24 protein-coding genes and 1 tRNA gene are annotated in these 23,510 nt (G+C 67.3%); 9 read left to right on the top strand and 16 right to left on the bottom strand.

The window, feature by feature from the left end; genetic code table 11:
* Position 1: 1 nt before the first annotated feature.
* From ACY5J6_RS04085 to ACY5J6_RS04055, 7 genes are all read right to left on the bottom strand, one after another.
* Positions 2-89 (bottom strand) — tRNA-Leu (locus ACY5J6_RS04085).
* Positions 90-103: 14 nt separating this feature from the next.
* A complete protein-coding gene (locus ACY5J6_RS04080) occupies positions 104-1,258 on the bottom strand; it encodes an LCP family protein (RefSeq protein ID WP_462846079.1) in 1,155 nt (384 codons plus the stop codon).
* Positions 1,259-1,293: 35 nt separating this feature from the next.
* Entirely contained in the window at positions 1,294-2,688 is a 1,395-nt protein-coding gene (locus ACY5J6_RS04075) for a S8 family serine peptidase (protein WP_462846078.1), read from the bottom strand.
* A gap of 35 nt (positions 2,689-2,723) precedes the next feature.
* Positions 2,724-3,521, bottom strand: coding sequence for an ABC transporter substrate-binding protein (locus ACY5J6_RS04070; protein WP_462846077.1), 798 nt, complete (start codon positions 3,519-3,521; stop codon positions 2,724-2,726).
* A complete protein-coding gene (hisD, locus tag ACY5J6_RS04065; RefSeq protein ID WP_462846076.1) occupies positions 3,518-4,756 on the bottom strand; it encodes a histidinol dehydrogenase in 1,239 nt (412 codons plus the stop codon). Before hisD ends, ACY5J6_RS04070 begins: the two co-directional genes overlap by 4 nt.
* Positions 4,757-4,763: 7 nt before the next feature.
* Positions 4,764-5,360: a hypothetical protein gene (locus ACY5J6_RS04060; protein ID WP_462846075.1), complete on the bottom strand. Its 597-nt coding sequence runs from the start codon at positions 5,358-5,360 to the stop codon at positions 4,764-4,766.
* A gap of 4 nt (positions 5,361-5,364) precedes the next feature.
* The gene (locus tag ACY5J6_RS04055) at positions 5,365-6,405 is read right to left on the bottom strand and encodes a hypothetical protein (protein WP_462846074.1); all 1,041 of its coding nucleotides are present in this window, start codon (positions 6,403-6,405) and stop codon (positions 5,365-5,367) included.
* A 79-nt stretch (positions 6,406-6,484) separates the two neighbouring features.
* Between ACY5J6_RS04055 and ACY5J6_RS04050 the strand changes: the two genes are divergently transcribed.
* Positions 6,485-6,853: a hypothetical protein gene (locus tag ACY5J6_RS04050; protein ID WP_462846073.1), complete on the top strand. Its 369-nt coding sequence runs from the start codon at positions 6,485-6,487 to the stop codon at positions 6,851-6,853.
* Positions 6,850-7,467, top strand: a complete 618-nt coding sequence (locus ACY5J6_RS04045) for a uracil-DNA glycosylase (RefSeq protein WP_462846072.1) — start codon at positions 6,850-6,852, stop codon at positions 7,465-7,467. The genes ACY5J6_RS04050 and ACY5J6_RS04045 overlap by 4 nt, the downstream gene beginning before the upstream one ends.
* Before the next feature lie 199 nt (positions 7,468-7,666).
* Here ACY5J6_RS04045 and bshB1 read toward each other — a convergent pair whose 3' ends face one another.
* Positions 7,667-8,350 (bottom strand): bacillithiol biosynthesis deacetylase BshB1, encoded by a 684-nt coding sequence (gene bshB1 / locus ACY5J6_RS04040; RefSeq protein WP_462846071.1) that lies wholly within the window; start codon positions 8,348-8,350, stop codon positions 7,667-7,669.
* Entirely contained in the window at positions 8,343-8,948 is a 606-nt protein-coding gene (plsY, locus tag ACY5J6_RS04035) for a glycerol-3-phosphate 1-O-acyltransferase PlsY (protein WP_462846070.1), read from the bottom strand. The genes bshB1 and plsY overlap by 8 nt, the downstream gene beginning before the upstream one ends.
* Positions 8,949-9,027: 79 nt before the next feature.
* Here plsY and ACY5J6_RS04030 point away from each other — a divergent pair, with 79 nt between their 5' ends.
* The 4 genes from ACY5J6_RS04030 to ACY5J6_RS04015 are packed head-to-tail and all read left to right on the top strand — an operon-like array spanning position 9,028 to position 12,775.
* A complete protein-coding gene (locus ACY5J6_RS04030; RefSeq protein ID WP_462846069.1) occupies positions 9,028-9,462 on the top strand; it encodes a prepilin-type N-terminal cleavage/methylation domain-containing protein in 435 nt (144 codons plus the stop codon).
* Positions 9,459-9,944, top strand: coding sequence for a type IV pilus modification PilV family protein (locus ACY5J6_RS04025; RefSeq protein ID WP_462846068.1), 486 nt, complete (start codon positions 9,459-9,461; stop codon positions 9,942-9,944). Before ACY5J6_RS04030 ends, ACY5J6_RS04025 begins: the two co-directional genes overlap by 4 nt.
* A gap of 11 nt (positions 9,945-9,955) precedes the next feature.
* On the top strand, positions 9,956-10,876 hold the full coding sequence (locus tag ACY5J6_RS04020; RefSeq protein ID WP_462846067.1) for a prepilin-type N-terminal cleavage/methylation domain-containing protein: 921 nt from the start codon (positions 9,956-9,958) through the stop codon (positions 10,874-10,876).
* Between the two features lie 18 nt (positions 10,877-10,894).
* A complete protein-coding gene (locus tag ACY5J6_RS04015) occupies positions 10,895-12,775 on the top strand; it encodes a DUF4900 domain-containing protein (protein WP_462846066.1) in 1,881 nt (626 codons plus the stop codon).
* Positions 12,776-12,861: 86 nt separating this feature from the next.
* On the opposite strand, the gene ACY5J6_RS04010 is transcribed toward ACY5J6_RS04015, so the two are convergent.
* On the bottom strand, positions 12,862-13,635 hold the full coding sequence (locus ACY5J6_RS04010; protein WP_462846065.1) for an ABC transporter permease: 774 nt from the start codon (positions 13,633-13,635) through the stop codon (positions 12,862-12,864).
* Positions 13,636-13,658: 23 nt separating this feature from the next.
* Here ACY5J6_RS04010 and ACY5J6_RS04005 point away from each other — a divergent pair, with 23 nt between their 5' ends.
* From ACY5J6_RS04005 to ACY5J6_RS03995, 3 genes are read left to right on the top strand one after another with little or no spacing between them, the layout of a single operon-like run.
* The gene (locus tag ACY5J6_RS04005) at positions 13,659-14,657 is read left to right on the top strand and encodes an ABC transporter ATP-binding protein (protein ID WP_462846064.1); all 999 of its coding nucleotides are present in this window, start codon (positions 13,659-13,661) and stop codon (positions 14,655-14,657) included.
* Positions 14,654-15,430, top strand: a complete 777-nt coding sequence (locus tag ACY5J6_RS04000; protein WP_462846063.1) for an ABC transporter permease — start codon at positions 14,654-14,656, stop codon at positions 15,428-15,430. Before ACY5J6_RS04005 ends, ACY5J6_RS04000 begins: the two co-directional genes overlap by 4 nt.
* Positions 15,431-15,437: 7 nt before the next feature.
* On the top strand, positions 15,438-15,962 hold the full coding sequence (locus tag ACY5J6_RS03995; RefSeq protein ID WP_462846062.1) for a Uma2 family endonuclease: 525 nt from the start codon (positions 15,438-15,440) through the stop codon (positions 15,960-15,962).
* Here the strand turns inward: ACY5J6_RS03995 and cimA are convergent.
* The 6 genes from cimA to ACY5J6_RS03965 all read right to left on the bottom strand — a co-directional run bounded on the left by cimA (position 15,943) and on the right by ACY5J6_RS03965 (position 23,478).
* Entirely contained in the window at positions 15,943-17,517 is a 1,575-nt protein-coding gene (gene cimA, locus ACY5J6_RS03990; protein WP_462846061.1) for a citramalate synthase, read from the bottom strand. The genes ACY5J6_RS03995 and cimA overlap by 20 nt on opposite strands.
* 3 nt (positions 17,518-17,520) lie before the next feature.
* A complete protein-coding gene (locus tag ACY5J6_RS03985; protein WP_462846060.1) occupies positions 17,521-19,083 on the bottom strand; it encodes a 2-isopropylmalate synthase in 1,563 nt (520 codons plus the stop codon).
* A 54-nt stretch (positions 19,084-19,137) separates the two neighbouring features.
* Entirely contained in the window at positions 19,138-20,151 is a 1,014-nt protein-coding gene (gene ilvC / locus ACY5J6_RS03980) for a ketol-acid reductoisomerase (RefSeq protein ID WP_462846059.1), read from the bottom strand.
* On the bottom strand, positions 20,148-20,660 hold the full coding sequence (gene ilvN, locus ACY5J6_RS03975; protein WP_462846058.1) for an acetolactate synthase small subunit: 513 nt from the start codon (positions 20,658-20,660) through the stop codon (positions 20,148-20,150). The genes ilvC and ilvN overlap by 4 nt, the downstream gene beginning before the upstream one ends.
* Positions 20,657-22,345 (bottom strand): biosynthetic-type acetolactate synthase large subunit, encoded by a 1,689-nt coding sequence (ilvB, locus tag ACY5J6_RS03970; RefSeq protein ID WP_462846057.1) that lies wholly within the window; start codon positions 22,343-22,345, stop codon positions 20,657-20,659. Before ilvB ends, ilvN begins: the two co-directional genes overlap by 4 nt.
* A gap of 152 nt (positions 22,346-22,497) precedes the next feature.
* Positions 22,498-23,478 carry a YpdA family putative bacillithiol disulfide reductase gene (locus tag ACY5J6_RS03965; protein ID WP_462846056.1) on the bottom strand — a complete coding sequence of 327 codons (981 nt, stop codon included), beginning with the start codon at positions 23,476-23,478 and terminating at the stop codon, positions 22,498-22,500.
* Positions 23,479-23,510 lie beyond the last annotated feature (32 nt).

The following is a 23,510-nucleotide window of genomic DNA, read 5'->3' as shown; positions in this document are numbered from 1 at the left end:
CTGGTGCCGGGGACGGGACTCGAACCCGTACGGGGGTAACCCCCCAGCGGATTTTAAGTCCGCAGCGTCTACCGTTCCGCCACCCCGGCGGGCGCTTCCCATGCTACTCAAAGGAAACCTCCCCGCCAAGCCTCAAGGTGAGGTCCGCCCCCAGGACCGCCTCTCCCGAAACGCGGTAAGGGACCCCCAAGGCCTCGCCCAAGGCCTTGGCCAGGAGCCCGGGGCCGTTTTCCAGCACCTCGGTGCGGGAAGGGGGCAGGTCCAGGGGATGGAGAAGGGTCCTTAGGCCCATCTGGCGGAGCTTCTCCCGTACCCTTTCCGCCAAGGCCTCCTGCCCCGGGCCGTAGACCAGGGCCACCCGCCGGCCCTCCAGGGCCGCCTCCCCCGGGAGGGCCCCCTGCCCGAAGTAGGCTTCCAGGAGGGCGCGCAAGGCCTCCCGGTCCACCTCCCAGCCCCCACCCCCAAACCGCCCGGGAAGGAGAAGGCTCACCAGCTCCGGCCGCTTCAGAGCGAAGCCCAAGACGGCCCCCCGCTCCTCCCGGGTCAGGTCGCTCCTCACGTAGGGCTCCACCGCCGCCACCGCCCGGGGCAGGCGGAGGAGGCCCGCCGGGGAGAGGAGCTGTTCCTTTAGGGCGTGGAAGAAGGCCTGCTGCCGCTGCACCCGCCCGATGTCCCCCAGGGCGTCCTTGCGGAAGCGCAGGTACCCCTCGGCCTCCTCTCCCTTCAGCACCTGGCAGCCCGGCTTCAGGTCTATGCGGAGCCCGGCGGCGGTGTCCACATAGCGCATGGGCTTCTCCACGCAGACCCGAACCCCGCCCAGGGCGTCCACCGCCTTCCGCAGGGCCTCGAGGCTCACCACCACGTAGCGCTCGGGACGCACCCCCGCGATCTGGGCCACGGCCTCCTTCATGAGTTCGGGGCCCCCCAGAGGGCTTGCGGCGTTCACCTTGTGCCAGCCAAAGCCCGGCAGGTCCACCCAGACGTCCCGGGGAACGGAGAGGACCACCACCCGGTTCGCCTGGGGGTCCAGACGCACGAGAAGGATGGTGTCGGCGAGGCCCCGGAAGCGCTCCGGGGCCCTTTTGTGGTAGCCCGCGTACTCGGGGCTCGAGCCGTAGACCAAAAGGGTGAGGGGCGCGCTCAAGCCCTCCCGGGAGGGAAGGGCCCCCTGGCGTACCGCGGGGCCCAGGAGGGGGTAGGCCCAGAGGGCCAAGGCCGCAAGGAGGAGAAGGAATAGACCGAGGAGAACACGCCGCACGGGGGCTTAGTCTACCCCTTCCCGGGTGAAGTGGATTAGGGGAAGCAGTAGGTGGTGTCCGTCATCACCCGGTCGGCCCGAAGGAGGCCGTAGCCGGTCTGGGGATCGTAGCTGTCCCCGTTGGAGGCGGTCCGGGTCAGGCAGAGGCGGATCTGGTCGGGGCTCGGCCCTCGGCCGTAGCGGGCGTAGTACTTGGCCACGTATAGCGCGGCCAAGGCGCTGGCCTGGGGCGCGGCGAAGGAGGTGCCAGCCCACTTGGCGTAGGCGCCGAGGGTCTGGTAATAGGGGTAGTTCTGCCCGAGGGCCAAGGACCAGAGGGTCTGAGGCGGGTTCCTGTTCCCCGCCGCCGCCAGCACCAGGTCCGTAGGCTGGGTGGAGTAGTTAGAGAAATCGGAACGAGTCCCGTCTAGCTTGGCGGAACCCACGGCCAACACCCCAGGGTAGGCCGCCGGGTAGTAGAGGCCATCGGTGCCCGCATTCCCCGAGGAGGCCACGGGAAGGGTACCCTTGGAGAGGGCGTAGCTCACGGCATCCTGCACCACCCTGTCCAGGGACGTGGAGGTCCCCAGGCTGAGGTTGGCCACGGCGGCCCCCTGGTCGGCGGCGTAGCGGAGGGCGCTCGCGAGGACGTCCGAAGTGGAGGAGTAGCTTCCCCCCACCCAGTAGAAGACCTTGAGGGGAAGGACCTTCACCCGGTTCAGGCCCACCCCGGGGATCCCCCGATTGTTGTCGGCCACGGCCGCCACCAGCCCCGCCACCCCCTGGCCGTGGTCGGCCTCGCCAGCCGGATAGGCGCACCCCTGGGGGGGTGGGGACGGGCTCAGGTCCTCCGGGCCCAGGCCGTCCAGGGTGAGGTTCCGCCCCGGGAGGAGGCTAGGCTGGAGGTCGGGATGGCCCGGGTTGAAGGCGGTGTCCAGGACGGCCACCACCGGGGTGTAGCTGAGGGGACCCAAGAGGTCCCAAGCCGCCTCCAGGCGGATGGCCTGGTAGTAGGGCTGGAGCCTCGAGGCGTCCAGCGGGCTTGCGGAATACAGGGGGTCGTTGGGGGTGAAGAGGGGGCGGTAGAGGTAGTTGGGCTGCACCCACCGGGCCCCGGCCCGGAGGAGGGCCGCCGCCTTCGCCGCCTCCTCGCCCGGGGAAACCCGGACGCGGAGGAAGCCTCCAGGAAGGCTCCCCGCGAGCGCCACCCCCTCCACGCGGCCGGCGAGGGCCTGGGGGGTGATCCCGCCGGGGAGGACCAGGAGCTCTCCCGGCACGTGGGGAGCCGAGAAATCCCCTAGGCCCTGGGGCTCGGGCGGAAGACCTTGCGGAGCAAGGCCCTGGGGGGTCGGCGTGCAAGAAGCGGAAGGGGGGGGCGGCGGGGTTTGGGGGCAGGCGGTGAGGAGAAGGGCCGTGGAGAGGAAAAGGGCCCCGAGAAGTAGGCGCTTCATGGCCTCCACTATACGCCGCCCCCCCAGGCCCCGCCTTAAGCCTGGCCTAAGGTTTCCTCCACCCTTTGGGCGAGCTTCTCCAGGAAGCCGAAGAACATGGGCCCGTAGTGGGCGAGCTCGTCCCCGTCCGTGGCCGCCACGGGGAAGTCCCAGCCCCTTTCCCGGGCCAGGGCCTTGGCCTTCTCCAGGGGGTTCTTCCCCCAGGGCTTGGGCTCGTAGAGAAAGAGGTCCGGGGCTTTCCGCCTCACCTCCTCCAGGTCCGGCGCGAAGTAGGCCTGGGGCACGTCCAGGAAGATGGGCTCGAGGCCCATGTGCAAAAGGGCCTGGGCGATATAGCTCCCCCGGCCCACGGTGATGGGCCCGCCCAGGTCCATCTCAAAGTAGACCCGGAGGGAAAAGCGGCCCTTTAAGGCGGCGTAGCGCAGGGCGAGCCCGTGGGCGAGCTCGGCGGCCTTCTCCTCCAGGTCCAGGAGGTGGCCCAGGGTGGAGAGGTTTTCCAGGATGCCGTAGGGGCTCGTGGGGAGGGGCACGGCGTAGACGGGAAAGCCCTCCTCCTTGAGCCTAAGGGCCTGCTCCCGCTGCACCCCGGTGGAGAGGAGGACGAGGTCGGGCCTAAGGCTCCTTAGAAGCTCCAAGCGGGTCTTGGTGTAGGAGGCCACCACGGGGAGGGCGAGGACGGGGGCCGGGCGGTGGCAGAAGGCGCTCCGGCCCACGAGCCTCTCCCCCAGCCCCAGGGCGAAGAGGGCGTCGGTGAGGTTCGGGGCCAGGGAGACGATGCGCAAGAAGCGGTCGGGAAGCTCCAAAGGCCCTAAGAGCTCGTGGAAGAGCCTCATCGCCGGAGGTCCAGGGAGCGGGCGTGGCCCTCGAGGCCCTCCGCCCGGGCCAGGAGGGCCCCCTTCTCGGCCAAGAGGCGCACGGCCCCCTCCGAAAGCCCCATCACGGGAATCACCTTGAGGAAGTCCCGCACCGCCAGGCCTCCCTGGAAGCGGGCCGTGCCCGAGGTGGGCATCACGTGGCTAGGGCCGGCGATGTAGTCCCCCAGGGCCTCCGGGCTTCCCTCCCCCAGGAAGACGCCCCCGGCGTTCTGCACCCGGCCAAGCCAGGGGAGGGGATCGGCCAGGGCCAGGCAGAGGTGCTCGGGGGCGTAGAGGTTGGCCAGCTCCAAGGCCTCCTCCAGGTCCCGGGTGTGCACCAGACCGCCCCGCTCCAGGGCCCTTTTGGCGATCTCCGCCCGGGGAAGGTCCTGGAGCTGGCGGAAAAGCTCGGCCTCCACCCTTTCCAACAGGGCCCGGTCCGGGGAGAGGAGCCAGGGCTCGGAGTCGGGGCCGTGCTCCGCCTGGGCCAGGAGGTCGGCGGCGAGGAGCCTGGGGGAGGCGGAGCCGTCGGCGATGATGAGGGTCTCCGTGGGCCCGGCGAGGCCGTCCAGGCCCACCACCCCGAAGACCTGCCGCTTGGCCGCCACCACGTAGGCGTTGCCCGGGCCCACGATCTTGTCCACCCGGGGCACGCGCGCGGTGCCGTAGGCCAGGGCGGCGATGGCCTGGGCCCCCCCCATGGCGAAGAGGCGGTCGGCCCCCGCCACCCAGGCGGCGGCCAGGACGCCGGGGTGGACCTTGGGGGGGCTCGCCACGATGACCTCCCCCACCCCGGCCACCTTGGCGGGCACCACGGTCATGAGGAGGCTGGAAAGGAGAGGGGCGCTCCCCCCGGGCACGTACACCCCCACCCGGGAAAGGGGGCGCACCAGCTGGCCCAGGACCCCGCCCTCCTCCGCCCGGAGGAAGCCGCCCCGGGCCTCCTCCCGGTAGAAGGCCTCTATGCGCTCCCTGGCCGTTTCCAGGGCGTCCCGAAGCTCCTCCTCCAGGTCCTCGTAGGCCTCCCGCCAGGCCCTTTTGGGAATCTCCTCCACGGGGTGGCCGTCCAGGTCCAGGCTCAGGCGGTCCAAGGCGGCGTCCCCCTCCTCCCGCACGGCCTCGAGGATCCCCCGGACGATCTCCTCCACCGTGGGGTCGAAGGCCAGGCCCCGCCGGGCGAAGCGCTCCCGTACCTCCTCCGCGCGGTAGATCATGGCCTTACTATACCCAGCGGCGGCGCCGCTTGGGCTCCTCCACGCCCTCCAGCACCGCCTCAAACACGTGGTCCCCCACCTGCTGGGCCAAGCGCACGGGAAGGCCCTCCTCCACCTGGACCAGGGTGAGGCCCGGGCGGAGGCGGAAGTGCCGGCGCACCCTCCCCTCCACCTCGAGGTCGGGCAGGCGCTCCACGTAAGCCCGCCCCCCCGGCATGGGGAAGCGCGCCACCTCCCCGGGCTCCAGGGAAAGCCGGGGCAGGGCGAGGAGGAGGGAAAGGGGGTCATGGTAGGGCACCAGGTAGGGCAGGGCCAGGCTTTCCTTCCCCTGGGTGACCAGGACCAGGCCCTCCTCCTCCAGGCGCTCCACGGTGAAGACCCGGGCCTCCCTGGCCTCCACCCGCTCGGAGAAGTAGCGGGAAAACCCCTGCCCATCGGTTTCCGTCTGCCAGCGCTGGCGGGTGCGGGAAAAGGGCAGGCTCACCTCGGCCACCAGGGTGGCCTTGGCCCCCTCCCCCTGAGGGCGGACCTCCAGCCGCCCCTCCCCCGCCTTCTCCCCGGCGAAGTGGTAGCGGTAGAGGTAGGTGGCAGGGCGCTCGGTCATGGCCCTAGCGTACCTTGATGGTGAGGGGAGGGCCCGGCACCTCCAGGAGGTAGTCCACCGGGTCCCGCCCCGGCACGCGGATCCTCAGGCGGTACACCCCCTTTTGGTCAAACTCCACCCGGCCGGGGGCGGTGAGGAGGACCCGCCCGGGGGCCATGCGGGAACCCTCCGGGACCTCCAAAAGGACCACCTCGGCCTTCTCCGTGGGCGGGTCGGTGCGGAACTCCATCACGTACCCCTGGGAGGAAGGGGATCGGGGCCGGTTGAGGAAGAAGCCCAGGCCCAAGGCGAGAAGCAGGAGGAGGCCCCAAAGCAGTCCCCGGCGCCCCCTCGAGGGCCTTTTGGGCTCCACCACGGGGAAAGGGGGGTCTTCCCTCTCCTCGATGCGGATGACCCGGGGGCGGCTTGGGGCCTTTCCCTCCTCCGGGGCCGGGGGCGGAGGTGGGGGAGGCTCCTCGGCGGGCTCCACGGGAAGGCGCTTGTGGGCCGGCTCCTCGGGGAGAGGTTTTGGGGGCGGGGCCTCCTGGAAAAGGAGGTCCTCCAGCCGGGCCTTTCCCGCCTCCAGGGCCTCCAGGGTCTCCCGCAAGGGAAAGGCCTGCCAGTCGGCGCTCAGGGCCCGGGCCAGGGCGACCAAGGCCTTCTCGGGGGCGCCGGAAAGGGCCTCAAGGCCTGCCCCCCCAAGCCAGACCCGCTTCCCCTTCACCAGGCAAAGCTCGGGCACGGGGGCCACCTCCACCCCTTCCCGCCCCAGGCGCCCAAGGACCCGGGCCAGGGCCTCCACCCAGTGGGCCAGGCGTTCCGGGTCCGCCACCCCCAGGTACTGGACCATGGGCACCGCCCCCAGGGGCCACTCCAAGACCCAGGCCCCTTCCTCCGGAAGGGTCTCCAGGAGGGCCAGAAGCCCTTCCCCCTCCAGGGGCTTGCCCTCGGCCCCCTTCAGGATCAGCACGGGCATGCCTGTGCGGGTGTCCTGCCCCTCGTAAGCGGTAAGGGTTCCAATACGGGCGAGAATGCGCCGCAACCAATAGTTGCCCAAAACCTCCATCTCCCCAAGTATATTCACGCCCCCGTGAGGAGGCTTATAATCTGCCACAGGTAGGCCCTAAGGCCGGAAAGGAGCGGGGATGGAGTTCAAAATCACCTTGACCACGGAGGAGATCGTTCGGGGCTTGAAGCACTACCGCCGCATCGCCAAGCAGGACGTCCTCCGGGCGCCGGAGACGCCTAACCCCGAAGCCTTCCGCCGCCACGCCGAAGCCAGGCGGGAGGTCTACGCCAAGCTGGCGGAGGTGGCCGAGGCCGAGGGCCCGGAGGCCGTGGTGCGGTACGCCCTGGAACTCTACAAATCCCTGCCCTTCGTCACCGGCACCCCGGAGGACCAGTACCCCGAGATCAAGGGCCAGGAGAACGCCCTGGAGAACTTCTTCCTCATGATCGGCCTGGACCCCAAGGCGAGGCGGGAAGCCCGCAAGGCCCGGAAGCCCCTGCAATGACCCTCGAGCTCCTGGAGGCCCAGGCCAAGGCCTGCACCGCCTGCCGGCTGGCGGAAGGGCGCACCCAGGTGGTCTTCGGGGAGGGGAACCCCGATGCCCGGCTGATGTTCGTGGGGGAAGGCCCTGGGGAAGAGGAGGACAAGACAGGGCGCCCCTTCGTGGGCAAGGCGGGGCAGCTTCTGAACCGCATCCTCGAGGCCGCGGGCATCCCCCGGGAGGAGGTCTACATCACCAACATCGTCAAGTGCCGCCCCCCACAAAACCGCGCCCCCCTGCCCGACGAGGCCAAGATCTGCACGGACAAGTGGCTGGTGAAGCAGATTGAGCTCGTCGCCCCCCAGATCATCGTCCCCCTGGGGGCGGTGGCGGCCGAGTTCTTCCTGGGGGAGAAGGTCCCCATCACCAAGGTCCGGGGAAAGTGGCACGAGTGGCACGGCATCCGGGTCTTCCCCATGTTCCATCCCGCCTACCTCCTCAGAAACCCAAGCCGCGCCCCGGGAAGCCCCAAGCACCTCACCTGGCTGGACATCCAAGAGGTGAAGCGGGCCCTGGAAAGCCTCCCGCCCAAAGAAGGCCGCCCGGTGAAGGCGGTGAGCCAGGAGCCTCTTTTCTAATCCTGGCCCCATTTCGGGTATGTTGCGAAGCCAAGGCGCGGAGGCCCCGCAGGCCTTTTGTACCGGGGCCCCCATGGCGCAAGCCGGCATGGGGTGGTATTAAGTGCCCACACTTTGGTTTCGCGACATGGGATGCCTGAAATGGGGCCAAGAGAGGGCTTTTGGGGCCCCCGCCGCGGCGAAAGCCGCGGTGGGGTACTTAGGCCCGTCCCCAGGGGGTGGCGAGGAGGGGAAGGGGGCTCACGAAGGGCTCGGCGTAGTCCACCCCCAGGTAGTTCCCAAAGTAGCGGCGCATGGCCTTGCGGGCCTCCACCCCCTTGGGCCCCACGGTCTCGCTTGCCGCCTCCCCCGAAAACTGGCTCCGGTAGGCCAGGACCGCGGCCTCCCACTGGTCTATGAAGGCGGAGATCTTCACCAGGAAACTCGGGGCGAAGGGGTGGTTCCCCGGGTAGAAGAAAAGCCTTTCCACCCGGAAGGGCTCCCCCTCCAAGGGGGCCTTCCTCAGGCCCGCCAGGTGGACCGCGGCCACGGCGAGGCGGCTTGCGGCGGTGTGGTCGGGGTGGCGGTCGGCCTCGAGGGGGGCGAGGACGATCCGGGGCCTAAGCCGCCTAAGGGCTCCCGCCAGAAGGAGCCTCTGCTCGGGGATGTCGGCAAGCCCCCCGTCGGGAAGCTCGAGGTTGCCCCTATAGTCCAGCCCCAGGATGCGGCTCGCCTCGGCCACCTCCCTTTGCCGCTCCTCCGGGGTGCCCTTGGTGCCCATCTCCCCCCGGGTGAGGTCCAGAATCCCCGTGGAAAGCCCCTCCGCCTTGGCCCGGGCCAGAGTTCCCCCGCAGCCCAGCTCCCCGTCGTCGGGGTGGGGGGCGACGACCAAAAGGTCAAGCATCCCTCACCTCCACCCGCTCCCCCAAACGCCTTTCCGTCCCTTCCTGGAGGCGCTTGAGGTTCTCCCGGTGGGTCCAGAAGATGAGGAGGGCCATGAGGAGGACCGTGGCCACCTCCCAAAGGGGCCTTCCCAGGGCCAGGGAAAGGACGAAGGCCGCCACCCCACCGGCCATGCTCCCCGCGGAGACGTAGCGGGTGAGGAGCATCACGCTCACCCCGATGGGAAAGGTCCAGAGGGCCAAGACGGGGTCCAGGAAGAGGAGGGTGCCGAAGCTGGTGGCCACCCCCTTCCCCCCCCGGAAGCGGAGGAAGAGCGAGTAGTTGTGCCCCAGGACCGCCATGAGGGCCACCCCGCCCAGCATCCAGCCGGAAAGGCCGAAGGCCCGGGCCACGAGGACGGCGATCCCCCCCTTGAAGACGTCAAAGAAGGCCACCACTAAAGCCGGGCCCCAGCCCAGGGCGCGCAGGACGTTGGTGGCGCCGATGTTCCCCGAGCCCACCTGGCGCAGGTCCACCCCATACGTGCGGGCCACCAGGACCCCGGCGGGCACGGAGCCGAAGAAGTAGGCCAGAAGAAAAACCAGAAGTGCCGCCCACATGCCAGGCCATTCTACCCCCCCATTTGGGGGATGCGGGGAATGCTTGGTTAGGGGTACCCTCCCTATTAGGGAGGCGGGCATGCGCAAGGGGATGACCCTGATAGAGCTTTTGGTTGTGGTCGGGCTCCTCCTCGTTATCTTTGCCATAGCGGTCTTCAACGGTCGGAAGACCTTAAGAGGTCAGGAGCAAGCGGCTTTTCTCCGCTCCTTGCAGGGTTTTTTTTGGCAGGGGGCCACCGAGGCCGCTAGCCGGGGCGCGCTTTTGGATGTGGTTTTTACGGGAAACCGACTGGAAATCAGGGATGGAGCCCGGACCTTGCGCATCCTAGAGGTACCGCAAGGAGTATCGCTGGACCTGCCGACAGGTGTAGTCGCACGGCTAACCCCCCCGGGCAAAGTGGTGGACGCAACCGGAAACAACCCCACCCAGCCCCTTCGCTTCAGGGTTAGCTTGGACTCCAGGAGCTACACATACGTGATCTCGCTTATCGGGGAAGTAAAGGTGGAGCCATGAGAACAAGATCCTTCTCAGCCAAAGGCCTTACCCTCGTGGAGGTTTTGGTAGCCCTCGCCATCCTGAGCCTGGTGCTGGTTGCACTCAACACCACGCTGATCACCAGTCTTCGGCAAACCTCCGCCTCCGGAGCCCGTACCCAGGCGGTGCAGATCCTCAACTACGTTGGGCGCAGAATTGTAGGCGGAGAAACAAGCCTACTTCCCCCTAGTTACCTCACCTATGACTACGGCACGTTAAGACAGGTTTTTCCAGACCTACCCAGGGAAGTCCATTTCGCTAACCCAGACCTTTATCGGGTAAGCATTGAAAACCTCGGCACCCCATCATGGGCAAGCAACCTCGGGGTTGCGGTAAACGAGTACCGCATCCAGGTGTGCTGGCGTCAAGCGGGCAAGGAGCACTGCACAGAGGCACTCACCTACGCTTCTTCGCCCCTTTCCGGGACCCCCAGCGCACCGCTTCTTCCCGGAATCAACTAAAGGAGGCTCGCATGCGCAAGGGTCGTGGTTTGACGCTTTTGGAGCTTCTGCTGGCCCTGGCTATCCTGAGCACGGTTTTGGCCTTGGCTTACGGGGGCGTGGTGCAGTTTATGCAGAGCCGATCGGACCTAGACGCTACCGTGAGCGCCCAGGCGAAGCTGAGGCGCATCGTGGAGGTCTTCAGTCAGGATCTCCGGAGCGCCGTTCTTGGGGGCATCGCCTCCACCCCCTACCCGAGCGGCAGGGGAAGCATCTCTTTCGCCCTCATTGAGGGCGGGGCAGGCTACCCGGTACTTCCCCACGACAGCGGGAGCAATAATAGCTTCAAGCAAGCCGCAGAGGCCAAGATCGTAGCCCTGACCCCCAACCTTACTCAACTTGGCATCGCCCGCGGGGACTTCGTCCTCATGGTCAACAACGCTGGTGATGGCGTGATTCTCCCGGTGACCGAGGTCAACCCTGTGGGAGGAGAGCCCAACCGCTGGCACGTGGTCCATGCCGGGTGCGGCAACACCATTGACTACACCCCGAACACCCTGCTTTTCCGGGTGCGCACCCTGGGCTTCCGCTACGATCCCCTAGGCCGACAACTGGTCTACAGGGAGGGGGGAGGTGGCGAGGTACCCGTGGCCTTTGAACTTGACCGCTTTGAACTCCACTACGTTTACGAAGCGGCCTTCGGCGACACAGTGACAGACCCTTCTGGAGGCAATTACACCACGAGCTACGACTTCTCCAACCCCTCCGGCGCTCCTCCTTACCAGGTGACCCAGGTCACCACGGGAAAGGTTTACAGCTTGAGGAGGCTTTCCGTCACCCTGGAAGCGAGCTTCCTCTCCCGCGGCCGGAGGTTCTCCCGCACCTACACGAGCCAGGTGGAGCTGAGCTCAAACGCCCAGTACCAAGCAAGGCGCATCCTGCCATGCCGCTAAGGATCAGGAGGAGGGATCATGAAGAGCAAGGGCATCGCCATCGTTCTCGCCTTGGCTACGCTTGTGGTAATCTCGGGCATCGGAACCCTGATCTTCCTGCGCGCCCTGGGGGAAATCCGCCACAGCGGCCAGGACCAGGCCATCGTCCAGACGCTCATGCTAGCCAGGGGCGCCGCCAACGTGGGGGGGAACTTCCTCAGCACCACGGGAAGGACGAAACTGGACGCCTTGGTGAAACAGACCGCAAGCTCTACCGACGCCTGGGCGTACGGGGGCAACACTCAGGGCCCCACACCAGACCCTGTACTGGTGGCTCAAGGCCTTTCGGGGCTTGCCCAGCAACTCCAAGGGCAGCTGGACCCACTTCTGTGCGGGGTCAACCTGGCTCCCACCAGCTCAACCGCCGTAGTGCGGCTCCGGGTCTACCTCACCACCCAGGCCTGCGGCACTCCCCTGCCGGGTAACCTCCGCTTGCCCCCGGGCCGCTTCGTGGAGGGAAGCCCTAGAACGGGGGCGGGGACCGCCACCAGCCAAACCTACGCCCTGCCCTTCGTCATGGTGGCGGAAGCCTCCATGGGCCAGTACAAGCGTAATATCCTCCTTCAAGGGGAGTACCGTTTCACCGTGGGCCGCTCCAGCTTCGCCCGGTACGCCCTCTTCACCAACATCCATACCCTGCCAGATGGCACCGATGTCTGGTTTACCGATCGCACCCTCTTTGACGGCCCCGTACACACCAACCAGCACTTCCGCTTTTACCGCAAGCCTTGGTTCGGGGGAGAGGTGACCAGCGCAGGGTGCACCAACCCCAGCACAGCCTCTTGCCAGGGCCAGACCCGGCCGGGGGCCTACTTTTATGGCCAAGGCTTCGTCCTCGCCGGGAACATGCAGCCCAACGCCAGCCAGCCCTCCTACACCAACTCCTACGGCACCCACGCCCCCGAGTTCACCGCCGGAGTAGACTGGAGCGCAAGCTTCATTCCCCTCCCCCAAAACAATCAGGACCAGGAGGCAGCCGCAAGGGCTAACGGCCTTTATTACCAGAATGACATCCAAAGTCTTCGACTCTCGCGTAGGTGCGTAAACGACACCACGGGGATGGAAGTACCCTGCACCCTTCCCCTACCTATTGGGGTCACCAAATACCAATACATAGAGGTAACCTACTGCAACAATCCCCAGTGCAGTAGGACCTCCTCTGAAACCTACCGCTACGGGGAGGATGGCGTCCTTTACCAGAGAGGTTCCGGATCCTCTTGGCAACAAGTTCTAAGGAACGGCAACCCTGTGCGCTTCAACGGCGTCATTTTTACTGGAGGAAGGATCCAGAACCTACAGGGCCCCGACCGAGCCAACGCCACCGACCCCACTTCCGCCCCCCCGGCCTTGGCGGAGTTCGCCCAGATCACTGTGGCGGCCTCGGGCGATGTCAAGATCGGCAACGACCTCAAGTACGAATCCCCCCCCTGCTCCGGCGTGCCCACACGCAGACCCGATGGCACTGTGGCCCCGCCCACCTGCGACAACCTGAGTGTTCGGAACGTCCTCGGGGTCTACAGCCAAAATGGGAACATTTGGATCAGTCGCAATGCTCCCAGGAACCTTCACATACACGCTACCCTTATGAGCGCCCGGGGAATCGTGGGCGTGGAGAACTACGATAGTATCCCCGAGAAAGGCTCCGTTTACCTCCTTGGGGGAATCATCGAGTACTACTACGGGGCCTTTGGAACCTTCAACGCTCAAACCGGGACCAACCAGACGGGCTACGGCCGCGCTTTTACCTACGATCGCCGCTTCCTCCGGGGTCTTGCCCCGCCCTTCTTTCCCACCATCAGGCAGGACCGGGTAACCAGCGTGAGTGTTTTCAGCTATGGGCAACGGGAGCAAGTCTACTGAGGGAGAAGCTAAATGCGTTCCCCGGACCCAACCGACGCTAGGGTTCGCCTAAAAAGGGTTGTTCACCCAGAAGCGACCCAGGGCGTTCAGCTGCTCGCCGAGGTGTAGCTCCTAAGGGCCAGGCAGAAGAAGCCTCGGGCGAGGGCCAAGAGGAGGAGGGCGAGGAGGAAGGCGAGGAGGGGGGCCTCCCCCCTTCCCAAGGCCACCTCCGCGGGCACGGTGGTGAGGAAGGCCACGGGCACCACGAAGGTGAAGAAGACCCGGTAAAGGGCGGGGTAGCTCCCCACGGGAAACCGCCCCGCCTCCAGAAGCCCCCGCAGGACCTCGGTGACGTTGTAGATCTTCACGAACCAGATGCTGGTGGTGGCCAGGAGGAACCAGAGGCTGTAGAGCATGAGGCTTCCCAGGATGAGGTAAAGGGCGAATAGGGCGTAGTCCAAGGCGCCTAAGCCCAGACGGGCCCCGGCGTAAAGGAGGAGGCCGAGGCCCAAGAGGAAGTCCCCCAGGCCCCAGGGGGAGAAAGCCCGCAAGGAGAGCCAGAACTGGGGGTCTATGGGCTTCAGGAGGACGAAGTCCAGGGTCCCCTGCTGCACGTGCTCCACGATCTTGTTGAGGTTGGGGGCGAGGAGGGTGCTGGCGAGGCCCTGAAGCAGGGTGAAGGCGGAGAGGACCAGAAGGGCCTCCTCCAGCCCCCATCCCCCCGGCCTATACCCTCCCTGGTAGAGGAGGAGAAGGCCGAAGAGGGCCCCGAGGAGGGTGAGGAAGGAGGAAAGGAGGCCCAGGTAGAAGTTCGCCCGGTACTCCATCTCCGCCGCCAAGGAGGTGAGGAAAAAGAGGCGCAAAACCCGGAGGTAGCGCACCCTCCCAGGGTAGACTTGGGGGCATGGCGGGCGCAAGCCCCATGGTGGTAGCGGAAGACCTCACCCGGCACTACCGGGTGGCCCGGAAGGAGGAGACCCTTCTCGGCACCCTGCGCCACTTCCTCTTGCGGCAGTACCAGGTGGTGCGGGCGGTGGAGGGGGTGTCCTTCAGAATCCACCCCGGGGAGGTGGTGGGGTTTTTGGGCCCCAACGGGGCGGGCAAGACCACCACCCTCAAGATGCTCACCGGCCTCGTCCACCCCACGAGGGGCAAGGCCCTGGTGGCGGGGCACGTGCCCTGGAGGAGGGAGAAGGCCTTCCTCAGGAAGATCACCCTGGTCATGGGCAACAAGCAGCAGCTCATCTGGGACCTCCCCGCCATGGACTCCCTCCGCCTCAACGCCGCCATCTACGAGATCCCCGAGCCCGAGTTCAAAAAGCGGGTCCTGGAGCTTGCCGAGATGCTCTCCCTCACGGAAAAGCTCCACCAGCCCGTGCGCAAGCTCTCCTTAGGGGAGAGGATGAAGGCGGAGCTTTTGGCCGCCCTCCTCCACCGCCCCCAAGTGCTCTTCCTGGACGAGCCCACCCTGGGCCTGGACGTGAACGCCCAGGTGGCGGTGCGGGAGTTCGTCCGGGAGTACAACCGCCGCTATGGGGCCACGGTCCTCCTCACCAGCCACTACATGGCGGACATCGCCGCCCTCTGCCCCCGCGTTTTGGTGATCCACCAGGGCAAGCTCCTCTACGACGGAGCCCTGGAGGGCCTCCTAGAGCGCTTCGCCCCTTACAGGGAGGTGCGCCTCACCCTGGGAAACCCCCTTCCCCGGGAGGCCCTTTTACCCTTCGGGGAGGTGCGGGAGGTGGAAGGGCGGGAGGCGCGGCTTCTTGTGCCCCGGGAAAGGCTCACGGAGAGGGTGGCGGAGATCCTAAAGAGGCTTCCCGTGGAGGACCTCGAGGTCCGGGAGCCCCCTTTGGAGGAGGTCATCGCCAAGGTCTTCCAAAGCCCCAAGGAGCCGGTATGAGGAAGGCCCGGGTCCTCCTCGCCGTCTACCTGGCCTACATGCTGGAGTACCGGGCGGAGCTCTTCCTCTGGGCCCTGGCGGGGGCGCTCCCCCTGATCCTCATGGGGGTCTGGACCGAGGCCGCAAGGGGCGGGGAGTTCCCCCTAAGCCCGGGGGAGTTCGCCCGCTACTTCCTCATGGTCTTCCTGGTGCGCCAGGCCACGGTGGTCTGGGTGGTGTGGGAGTTTGAGCGGGACGTGGTGGAGGGGAGGCTTTCCTTCAGGCTCCTCAGGCCCCTGGACCCCTTCTTGGACCACTTGGCGGCCCACGTGGCAGAAAGGCTCGCCCGGCTTCCCTTCGTGGTGCTCCTCACCCTCCTCTTCTTCGGGCTTTTCCCCGAGGCCCGCTTTTTGCCGGAGCCCGGGACCTTCCTCCTCGGCCTTCTCCTCACCCTCCTCGCCTTCCTCCTCCGCTACACCATGCAGTACGCCACCGCCATGCTCACCTTCTGGACCGAAAGGGCCTCCAGCGTGGAGGAGGTCTTCTTCCTCCTCTACCTCTTCCTCTCGGGGACCATCGCCCCCCTCGAGGTCTTCCCCGAACCCCTGAGAAGCCTCGCCCTCCTCACCCCCTTCCCCTACCTGGTCTACCTCCCCGCCGCCCTCCTCGCCGGGCAGGAGGCGAGCCTCTTCCCCGGGCTTGGGGTCATGCTCCTTTGGGGCCTCTTCTTCCTCGGGCTTTCCCGCCTGCTCTGGCGGCTCGGCCTCAAGCGCTACTCCGGCCACGGGGCATAATGGAGGCATGGCCACCCGCTACCGCTTCCGGGTAGAGGAGTTTGAGCGGGCCTTCCAGGGGGTACCCCACGTGGAGCTCCTTAAGGGGGAGGTTTACCGGATGAGCCCCATCGGACCCAAGCACGTGCACAAGGTAGCCCAGCTGGACGCGAGGCTTCAGGAGGCCCTTAAAGGTAAAGCGGTGGTCCTGGTCCAGTCCCCTCTAAGGCTCTCCGAGGACTCGGAGCCCGAGCCCGACCTCATGGCGCTCAAGCCGCCCTTGGAACGCTACCAGGACCGCCTCCCCACCCCGGAGGACGTCCTCCTCCTCGTGGAGGTGGCCGACACCTCCTTGGAGTTTGACCGGGAGGTGAAGCTTCCCCTCTACGCCGAGGCAGGCATCCCCGAGGTCTGGCTCGTGAACCTCAAGGAGAACCTCCTGGAAGTCCACCGCGACCCCCGGGGCGGCCGCTACCGGGAGATCCGGCTCCTCTCCCCCGAGGAGGAGGTAAGCCCCGCCCTCTTCCCCGAGGTCAGGCTTCCCTGGGCGTAGCCACCGGGTAGAGCAGGGCGTAGGCGTACCCATCGGTGAGGGCCTTGAGGGAGGCCTCGAGGATGTTCTCGCTGGCCCCCACGGTGCCGAAGCGCTCCTCCCCCCGCCGCATCTCCACCATCACCCGCACCCCGGAGTTTGTCCCCGCCTCTTGGCCGGAGAGGATCCGCACCTTGTAGTCCGTGAGCTCCACCTCGGAAAGCTCCGGGTAAAACTGCAAGACCGCCTTACGGAAGGCCCGGTCCAGGGCGGACACGGGCCCGAAGGGGCTTTCCGCGGCGGTGTGCTGGAGGCTCTCCCCCACCCTAACCCGCACCGTGGCCTCGGCCCAGGCGGTGGTGAGGCCCCTCCCGTGGACGAAGACGGAGAAGCCCTCCACGCTGAAAGGGAGGGCCCCGCCCCTCATGCGGTGGGCGAGGAGGTAGAAGCTCGCCTCCGCCCCCTCAAAGGCGTAGCCCTCGTACTCCAGGGCCTTGACCTCCTCTAGAAGGCGCCTGGCCTCCTCCTTGGAGAGGTCCACCCCGAGCTCCTGGAGCTTGGCGAGGAGGTTGGAGCGGCCCGAGACGTCCGAGACCAAAAACCGCCTCTGGTTCCCCACCCACTCCGGGGGGAGGTGCTCGTAGGTGCGGGGGTTCTTGAGGACGGCAGAGACGTGCACCCCGGCCTTGTGGGCGAAGGCCGCCTCCCCCACGTAGGGGGCGCGGCGGTTGGGGGTGAGGTTGGCCCTTTCGTCCACGAAGTGGGAAACCTCCCTGAGCTCCTTTAGCCTCTCCGGGGGGAGGGCGGGGATCTTGTACTTGAAGACCAGGGTGGGAAGGAAGCTGGTGAGGTTGAGGTTGCCGCACCGCTCCCCATAGCCGTTGATGGTCCCCTGGACGTGGGTGGCCCCGGCCCGCACCGCCGCCAGGGCGTTGGCCACGGCGAGCTCGGCGTCGTTGTGGGGGTGGATGCCCACCTGGACCCCGGGAAAGCGCTCCACCACGGCCTTGGTGATGGCGTAGACCTCCTCGGGGAGGCTCCCCCCGTTGGTGTCGCAAAGCACCAAGGTGTCGGCCCCGCCCCTGAAGGCGGCCTCCAGGGTGGCGAGGGCGTAGGCGGGGTCTTCCTTGTAGCCGTCAAAGAAGTGCTCGGCGTCGTACACCACCCGCTTTCCCCTCTGGGCGAAGAAGGCCACCGTCTCCTCAATCATGCGGAGGTTCTCCTCCAAGGAGGTCTCCAGGGCCTCGAGGACGTGGAGGGTCCAGCTCTTGCCGAAGAGGACCACCACGGGGGTCTCCGCCTCCAAAAGGGCGAGGACCGAGGGGTCTTCCTCGGGGGCGAGGCCCTTCCTCCTCGTGGCCCCGAAGGCCGCAAGTCTCGCCGCCCCCAGGTCCACCCCCTTCATGCGCTGGAAGAACTCGGCGTCCTTGGGGTTGGAGCCGGGCCAGCCCCCCTCGATGAGGTGGATCCCGAAGGCGGCGAGGCGCCTGGCGATGGCCACCTTGTCGTCCACGGAGAGGCTTACCCCCTCTCCCTGGGTGCCGTCCCTTAAGGTGGTGTCCAGGATCTCCACCATGGCCTAAACCCCGCGGTGGACCTCCTCAATGGAGGGCGGGTGGCGGGTGGCCCGGCCCGAGGCCAGCTTCCCGGCGGCGTCCAGGAAGGCCAGGGCGCTGGCCTCGATGATGTCCGGGGAGACCCCCACCCCCACGGCCTGAAGCTCCCCAAGCCTAAGGCGCACCGTCACCTGGCCCAAGGCCTCGGTGCTCCCCGTGATGGCCTCCACCCGGTAAAGCTCCAGCTCCGGCCTCAGGCCGATGGCCTCCTGGATGGCCTTGTACACGGCGTCCACGGGGCCGTCCCCGGTGTGGGTGGCGAGCCTTTCCCCTTCCGGGGTCTTCACCTTCACCGTGGCGGTGGGCAGGAGGCCGGAGCCGGAGAAGAACTGGACGTGCTCCAGCTGGAAGAAATGGGAGGCGGGCTCCCTTTCGCTTTCCACCAAGGCCTGGAGCTCCTCGGCGGAGAGGGGCCCCTTCTTCTCGGCGATCTCCTTGAAGCGGGCGAAGAGCTTCTTCAGCTCTTCCTCGGGGAGGTCCCGGTAGCCCAGGTCCTCGAGGGCCTTCTTGAAGGCGGCCCGGCCCGAGTGCTTGCCGAGGACCAGCACGGCGGGGCGCCTGCCGATGAGCTCGGCGTCCATGATCTCGTAGGTGGAGCGGTGCTTGAGGACCCCGTCCTGGTGGATGCCGGATTCATGCGCGAAGGCGTTGTCCCCCACGATGGCCTTGTTGGGGGGAACGGGCATCCCCGTGTAGCGCTCCACCAGGCGGCTTACCCGGTAGATCTCCCGGGTGTTCACCTGGGTGTAGGCCCGGTAGAAGTCCCGGCGCACGTAAAGGGCCATGACCACCTCTTCGAGGGCGGTGTTCCCCGCCCGCTCCCCGATGCCGTTGATGGTGCACTCCACCTGGCCCGCCCCGTTCAGCACCCCCGCCAGGGCGTTGGCCGTGGCCAGGCCCAGGTCGTCGTGGGTGTGGGTGGAGATGACCACGTCCCGCCCCCGCACCACCTCGTCGCGGATCCTGCGGATGAGGGCCCCGTACTCCTCCGGGGTGCCGTAGCCCGTGGTGTCGGGGATGTTGATGGTGGTGGCCCCGGCCTCCACGGCCACCTCGTAGAGCCTCTTCACGAAGTCCCAGTCCGCCCGCATCACGTCCTGGGCGGAAAACTCCACGTCGTCCACGTAGCGCTTGGCGTAGCGGACCATCTTGTCCGCCATCTCCAGGACCTCCTCCTCCGTTTTCTTCAGCATGTACTGCAGGTGGACCTTGGAGGCCGAGGTGAAGACGTGGATCCGGGGCTTTTCCGCTCCCTCTAGGGCCTTGGCCGCCTGGTCGATGTCCAGGGTATGGGTGCGGGCGAGGGCGGCGATGACGGGGCCCTTGACCTCGGTGGCGATGCGCCTTACCGCCTCAAACTCCAAGGGCCCCGATACGGGGAAGCCCGCCTCGATGATGTCTACGTTGAGCCGGGCCAGGGCCTGGGCGATCTCCAGCTTCTGGTCCAGAGAAAGGGCTACCCCTGGGCTTTGCTCCCCGTCCCTGAGCGTGGTGTCAAAGATCCGGATGTGCCGCTCCTTTTCCATCTTCCTTCACCTCCCAAAACCCAAGGGGCCCCCAAAGGGGCCCCCAAAGCGCCTCTAGCCTACCTCCTCCAATACCCTGGCCTTCAGGAAGGGCATCATGGCGCGAAGCCTCGAGCCCACCTCCTCGATGGGGTGGGCCGCCCAGCGCTTGCGGTTGGCCTCCAAAACGGGAGTCCCGGCCTGGTTCTCCAGCATCCACTCCCGGGCGAACTCCCCCGTCTGGACCTGGCGGAGGATCTCCCGCATGCGGCGCTTGGTCTCCTCCAGGGGCACGGCCATCTCCCCACGGGTGTAGTCCCCGTACTCCGCTGTGTTGGAGATGGAGTAGCGCATGCCCTTTAGCCCCGCCTCGTAGATGAGGTCCACGATGAGCTTCACCTCGTGGACGGTCTCAAAGTAGGCCATCTCCGGGGGGTAGCCCGCCTCCACCAGGGTCTCAAACCCCGCCTGGATGAGCCGGGTGAGCCCCCCGCACAAGACCGCCTGCTCCCCGAAGAGGTCGGTCTCCGTCTCGTCCTTGAAGGTGGTGGCGATGACCCCGGCCCGGGCCGCCCCGATGGCCTTGGCGTAGGCCAAAGCGGTGGGGAAGGCCGAGCCAGAGGCGTCCTGGTGCACGGCCACGAGGGCCGGGACCCCGCTTCCCTTTTGGTACTCCGAGCGCACCAGGTGGCCTGGGCCCTTGGGGGCCACCATCCAGACGTCCAGGTCCTTGCGGGGCTTGATCTGGCCGAAGTGGATGTTGAAGCCGTGGGCGAAGGCCAAGGCCCCGCCCTCCTTGAGGTTGGGCTCCACCTCCTCCCGGTAGACCTGGGCCTGCTTCTCGTCGGGGAGGAGGACCATGACGATGTCGGCCTCCCGCACCGCCTCGGCCACGGGAAGGACCCTAAGCCCCGTGGCCTCCGCCTTCTCCCAGCTCTTAGACCCCCTGCGCAGGCCTACCCGCACGTCCACCCCCGAGTCCTTGAGGTTCAGGGCGTGGGCGTGCCCCTGGGAGCCGAAACCCAAGACCGCCACCTTCTTGCCTAGGATGAAGCCAAGGTCCGCGTCGTGTTCGTAGTAGATCTTCATACCGCCTCCCGTTTTTCCCTGACCTTAAGGGTCCTCTCCCCGCGGCTCATGGCCACGGCGCCGGTGCGCATGACCTCGAGGATCCCGTAAGGCCTCAGGGCCTCGATGAAGGAGTCTACCTTCTTGGAGTCGCCGGTGAGCTCCAGGATGAGGCTCCTCTGGGCCACGTCCACCACCCGGGCCCGGAAGGCCTCCTGGATGTCCTTCACCGCCAAGCGCTCCTCCACCCCCGCCACGTGGACCTTCACCAGGCAAAGCTCCCGCTCCACGTGGGGCTCGGTGTGGTCCGTGACCTTCAGCACCTCCACGAGCCGGTTCAGCTGCTTCTCCACCTGCTCCAGGGTGTGGTCGTCCCCCGTGACCACCAGGCTGATGCGGGAAAGGCCCGGCTGGTGGGTGGTACCCACGGCGAGGCTTTCCAGGTTGAAGCCCCGACGGGCGAAGAGACCGGTGATGCGGTTCAAAACCCGGGGGTGGTCCTGCACAAGCACCGAGATGACGTGCCTCACGCCTCCACCTCCTCCCGCTCGGCGGGGTGCTCTAGGATCATGTCCTCGGCGGCGCCCCCGGCGGGGATCATGGGGAAGACCCCTTCCTCGTGGTAGACCTTGAACTCGGCCACCACGGGGCCGGAGGCGGAAAGCACCGCCTCCACGCCCTTCATGAGGTCCTCCTTCCTTTCCACCCTCACCCCCTTGATCCCGTAGGCCTCGGCCAAGCGGGCGAAGTCGGGGTTGGAGTCCGCCAGGTACACCTCGCTATAGCGCCGGGCGTGGAAGAGGTCCTGCCACTGGCGCACCATGCCCAGGTAGCCGTTGTTCAGGATGACCACCTTCACGTCCAGCTTGTACTTCACCACCGTGGCCAGCTCCTGCAGGGTCATCTGGAAGGAGCCGTCCCCATCGAAGTCGATGACCAGCTCCTCGGGGCGGGCGATCTTGGCCCCGATGGCGAAGGGAAGCCCTACCCCCATGGTGCCGAGGCCCCCACTGGTGAGGAAGCTCCTGGGCCTGGTCACGGGGAAGAACTGGGCGGCGAACATCTGGTGCTGCCCCACCCCGGTGGTGACGATGGCGTTCCCCCCCGTGGCCTCGTGGAAAGCCCGGATCACCTCCTGGCTCTGCAGGTGAGGTTTGGGCTTGAAGCGCAAGGGGTAGCGGGTGCGCCACTCCTCCAGCTCCCGCCACCAGCCGGCGAGCTTAAGGGGCTTCACCCCCTTGAGGAGCTCCCTGAGGACCAGCCTCGAGTCCCCCACGATGGGGATGTGGGTGCGCACCACCTTGCCGATCTCGGCGGGGTCTATGTCCACGTGGATGATGGTGTGGGCGTGGGGGGCGAAGCGGGAGACCTTGCCCGTCACCCGGTCGTCAAAGCGGAGGCCGATGGCGAGGATCACGTCCGCGTGGTGGATGGCCCGGTTGGCGGCCACGGTGCCGTGCATCCCCGGCATCCCAAGCCACAAGGGATGGTTCCCGGGGAAGGCCCCGAGGCCCATCAAGGTGGTGATCACCGGCAGGCCCGTCTTCTCGGCGAAGGTGAGGAGCTCGGCGTGGGCGTGCTGCGTCCCGCCCCCCACCATGAGGATGGGGCGCTCCGCCTTCTCCAGGGCGTCCAGGGCCCGCTCTATCTGCTTGGGGTGGCCCCTTAAGGTGGGCTTGTACCCGGGGAGGTCCAGCTCCACCTCAAAGCTTCCCGTGAACTCCGCAAGCTGCACGTCCTTGGGGATGTCGATGAGCACCGGGCCCGGCCTTCCCGTGGAGGCGATGTGGAAAGCCTCCTTGACGACGCGGGGGATCTCGTTCACGTCCTGGACCAGGTAGTTGTGCTTGGTGATGGGCATGGTGACCCCGGTGACGTCCGCCTCCTGGAAGGCGTCGGTGCCGATCAAGGCCCGGGGGACGTTCCCGGTGATGGCCACCACCGGGGTGGAGTCCATCATGGCATCCGCCAGGCCCGTGACCAGGTTCAGGGCTCCGGGGCCCGAGGTGGCCATCACCACCCCCACCCGGCCCGAGGCCCGGGCGTAGGCGGTGGCGGCGTGCACCCCGCCCTGCTCGTGCCGCACCAGGACGTGGCGGATCGTGCTGTCGTAAAGGGCGTCGTAGGTGGGCATGATGGCCCCGCCCGGGTGGCCGAAGATCACCTCCACCCCTTCCCGCTCCAGCGCCTTTAAGAGTGCCTCTGCTCCCTTCATTCTCCCCTCCTAAACCAAAACCCCCCGGGGTTTCCGGGGGGTTTGTGGATGCGCAAAAGCGCTACACCCTACCCCCCGCCGGCCCTACGATTAGGGCTAGGCCTAGGGATAGGGTGAGCCCGGAACGCATCTTGCCGCTAAGGATAGCCCCCTTACGGCCTCGGTGTCAAGCCCCGCACCCGGGCGGCGAGGGCGGTGAGGGCGGCGCGAGCGTGCTCCCGGCCGTTTTCTATGAAGACGGAGCGGGTGTCCGGCCCATAGGCGCAGGAGCCCACGGCGAAGAGGCCGGGGACGGAGGTCTCCCACTCCGGGGAAAGCCAAGGCCTCTCCCCCTCGTAGGCCACCCCCGCCTCCTTAAGCAGGCGGTCTTCCGCCCGGTAGCCGATCTGGACCAGCACGAAGTCCGCAGGGAGGAACTCCCGTCCCGAAGGCCGCCTGAGCCAGAGGCCCTCTTCGGTGATGGCCTCCACCTCCGCTTCCATCACCGCCTCGATGCTCCCCTCCTTCACCCGGTTTTCAAAGTCGGGGAGGAGCCAGTACTTCACCGAGGGCCGGACCCACTTCCCCCGGTGGACGAGGGCGACCTTGGCCCCGCTGCGGTAGAGGTCCAAGGCCGCCTCCACCGCCGAGTTGGACCCCCCCACCACGGCCACCCGTCTCCCGAAGAAGGCCGCCGCCTCCTCGTAGCCGTGGCGGACTTGGGGAAGCCCCTCCCCGGGGACGCCCAGGCGGTTGGGGTTCCCAAAGTAGCCCGTGGCCACCACCACGTACCGGGCCGGGAAGACCTTCTCCCCCTGGCGGTCTTTGGCCAGGACCTGGAACTCCCCTTCCTGGCCCCGGATGCCCAGGACCTCGGTGTAGGTGAGGATATTTAGCCCCTCCCGCTCCGCCACCCTTTGGTAGTAAAGAAGGGCCTCCTTGCGGGTGGGCTTGGGGCCCTGGGAGACCAGGGGGTGGCCCCCGATCTCGATGTTCTTGGCCTCGGAGAAGAAGACCATGTCCCGGGGAAAGCGGTAGAGGGTCTCCGCCACCGTGCCCCGGTCCAGGACCAGGTGGGAAAGGCCGAGCCGCTTGGCCCACAGGGCCGCACAAAGCCCCACCGGTCCCGCCCCCACCACCAGAACGTCCACCATGCCCTGAGTCTAGCAACTTGTAAACTTCTTCC

Source organism: Thermus sp. H19.2, from assembly GCF_054979525.1.
Note: the sequence above shows the minus strand (reverse complement) of the source record. Positions and strands in the feature narration are given on the sequence as shown.

Coding starts and splice junctions, on each gene's coding strand:
- ACY5J6_RS04015 (WP_462846066.1), top strand. CDS start 10,895: ATGAAGAGCAAGGGCATCGCCATCGTTCTCGCCTTGGCTACGCTTGTG.
- ACY5J6_RS04000 (WP_462846063.1), top strand. CDS start 14,654: ATGAGGAAGGCCCGGGTCCTCCTCGCCGTCTACCTGGCCTACATGCTG.
- ACY5J6_RS03985 (WP_462846060.1), bottom strand. CDS start 19,083: ATGGAAAAGGAGCGGCACATCCGGATCTTTGACACCACGCTCAGGGAC.
- ACY5J6_RS04070 (WP_462846077.1), bottom strand. CDS start 3,521: ATGAGGCTCTTCCACGAGCTCTTAGGGCCTTTGGAGCTTCCCGACCGC.
- ACY5J6_RS04020 (WP_462846067.1), top strand. CDS start 9,956: ATGCGCAAGGGTCGTGGTTTGACGCTTTTGGAGCTTCTGCTGGCCCTG.
- ACY5J6_RS04050 (WP_462846073.1), top strand. CDS start 6,485: ATGGAGTTCAAAATCACCTTGACCACGGAGGAGATCGTTCGGGGCTTG.
- ACY5J6_RS03965 (WP_462846056.1), bottom strand. CDS start 23,478: ATGGTGGACGTTCTGGTGGTGGGGGCGGGACCGGTGGGGCTTTGTGCG.
- ACY5J6_RS04005 (WP_462846064.1), top strand. CDS start 13,659: ATGGCGGGCGCAAGCCCCATGGTGGTAGCGGAAGACCTCACCCGGCAC.
- ilvB (WP_462846057.1), bottom strand. CDS start 22,345: ATGAAGGGAGCAGAGGCACTCTTAAAGGCGCTGGAGCGGGAAGGGGTG.
- ACY5J6_RS04060 (WP_462846075.1), bottom strand. CDS start 5,360: ATGACCGAGCGCCCTGCCACCTACCTCTACCGCTACCACTTCGCCGGG.
- ACY5J6_RS04030 (WP_462846069.1), top strand. CDS start 9,028: ATGCGCAAGGGGATGACCCTGATAGAGCTTTTGGTTGTGGTCGGGCTC.
- ACY5J6_RS04075 (WP_462846078.1), bottom strand. CDS start 2,688: ATGAAGCGCCTACTTCTCGGGGCCCTTTTCCTCTCCACGGCCCTTCTC.
- ACY5J6_RS04025 (WP_462846068.1), top strand. CDS start 9,459: ATGAGAACAAGATCCTTCTCAGCCAAAGGCCTTACCCTCGTGGAGGTT.
- plsY (WP_462846070.1), bottom strand. CDS start 8,948: ATGTGGGCGGCACTTCTGGTTTTTCTTCTGGCCTACTTCTTCGGCTCC.
- ACY5J6_RS04045 (WP_462846072.1), top strand. CDS start 6,850: ATGACCCTCGAGCTCCTGGAGGCCCAGGCCAAGGCCTGCACCGCCTGC.
- ilvC (WP_462846059.1), bottom strand. CDS start 20,151: ATGAAGATCTACTACGAACACGACGCGGACCTTGGCTTCATCCTAGGC.
- hisD (WP_462846076.1), bottom strand. CDS start 4,756: ATGATCTACCGCGCGGAGGAGGTACGGGAGCGCTTCGCCCGGCGGGGC.
- ACY5J6_RS04055 (WP_462846074.1), bottom strand. CDS start 6,405: ATGGAGGTTTTGGGCAACTATTGGTTGCGGCGCATTCTCGCCCGTATT.
- ACY5J6_RS03995 (WP_462846062.1), top strand. CDS start 15,438: ATGGCCACCCGCTACCGCTTCCGGGTAGAGGAGTTTGAGCGGGCCTTC.
- cimA (WP_462846061.1), bottom strand. CDS start 17,517: ATGGTGGAGATCCTGGACACCACCTTAAGGGACGGCACCCAGGGAGAG.
- bshB1 (WP_462846071.1), bottom strand. CDS start 8,350: ATGCTTGACCTTTTGGTCGTCGCCCCCCACCCCGACGACGGGGAGCTG.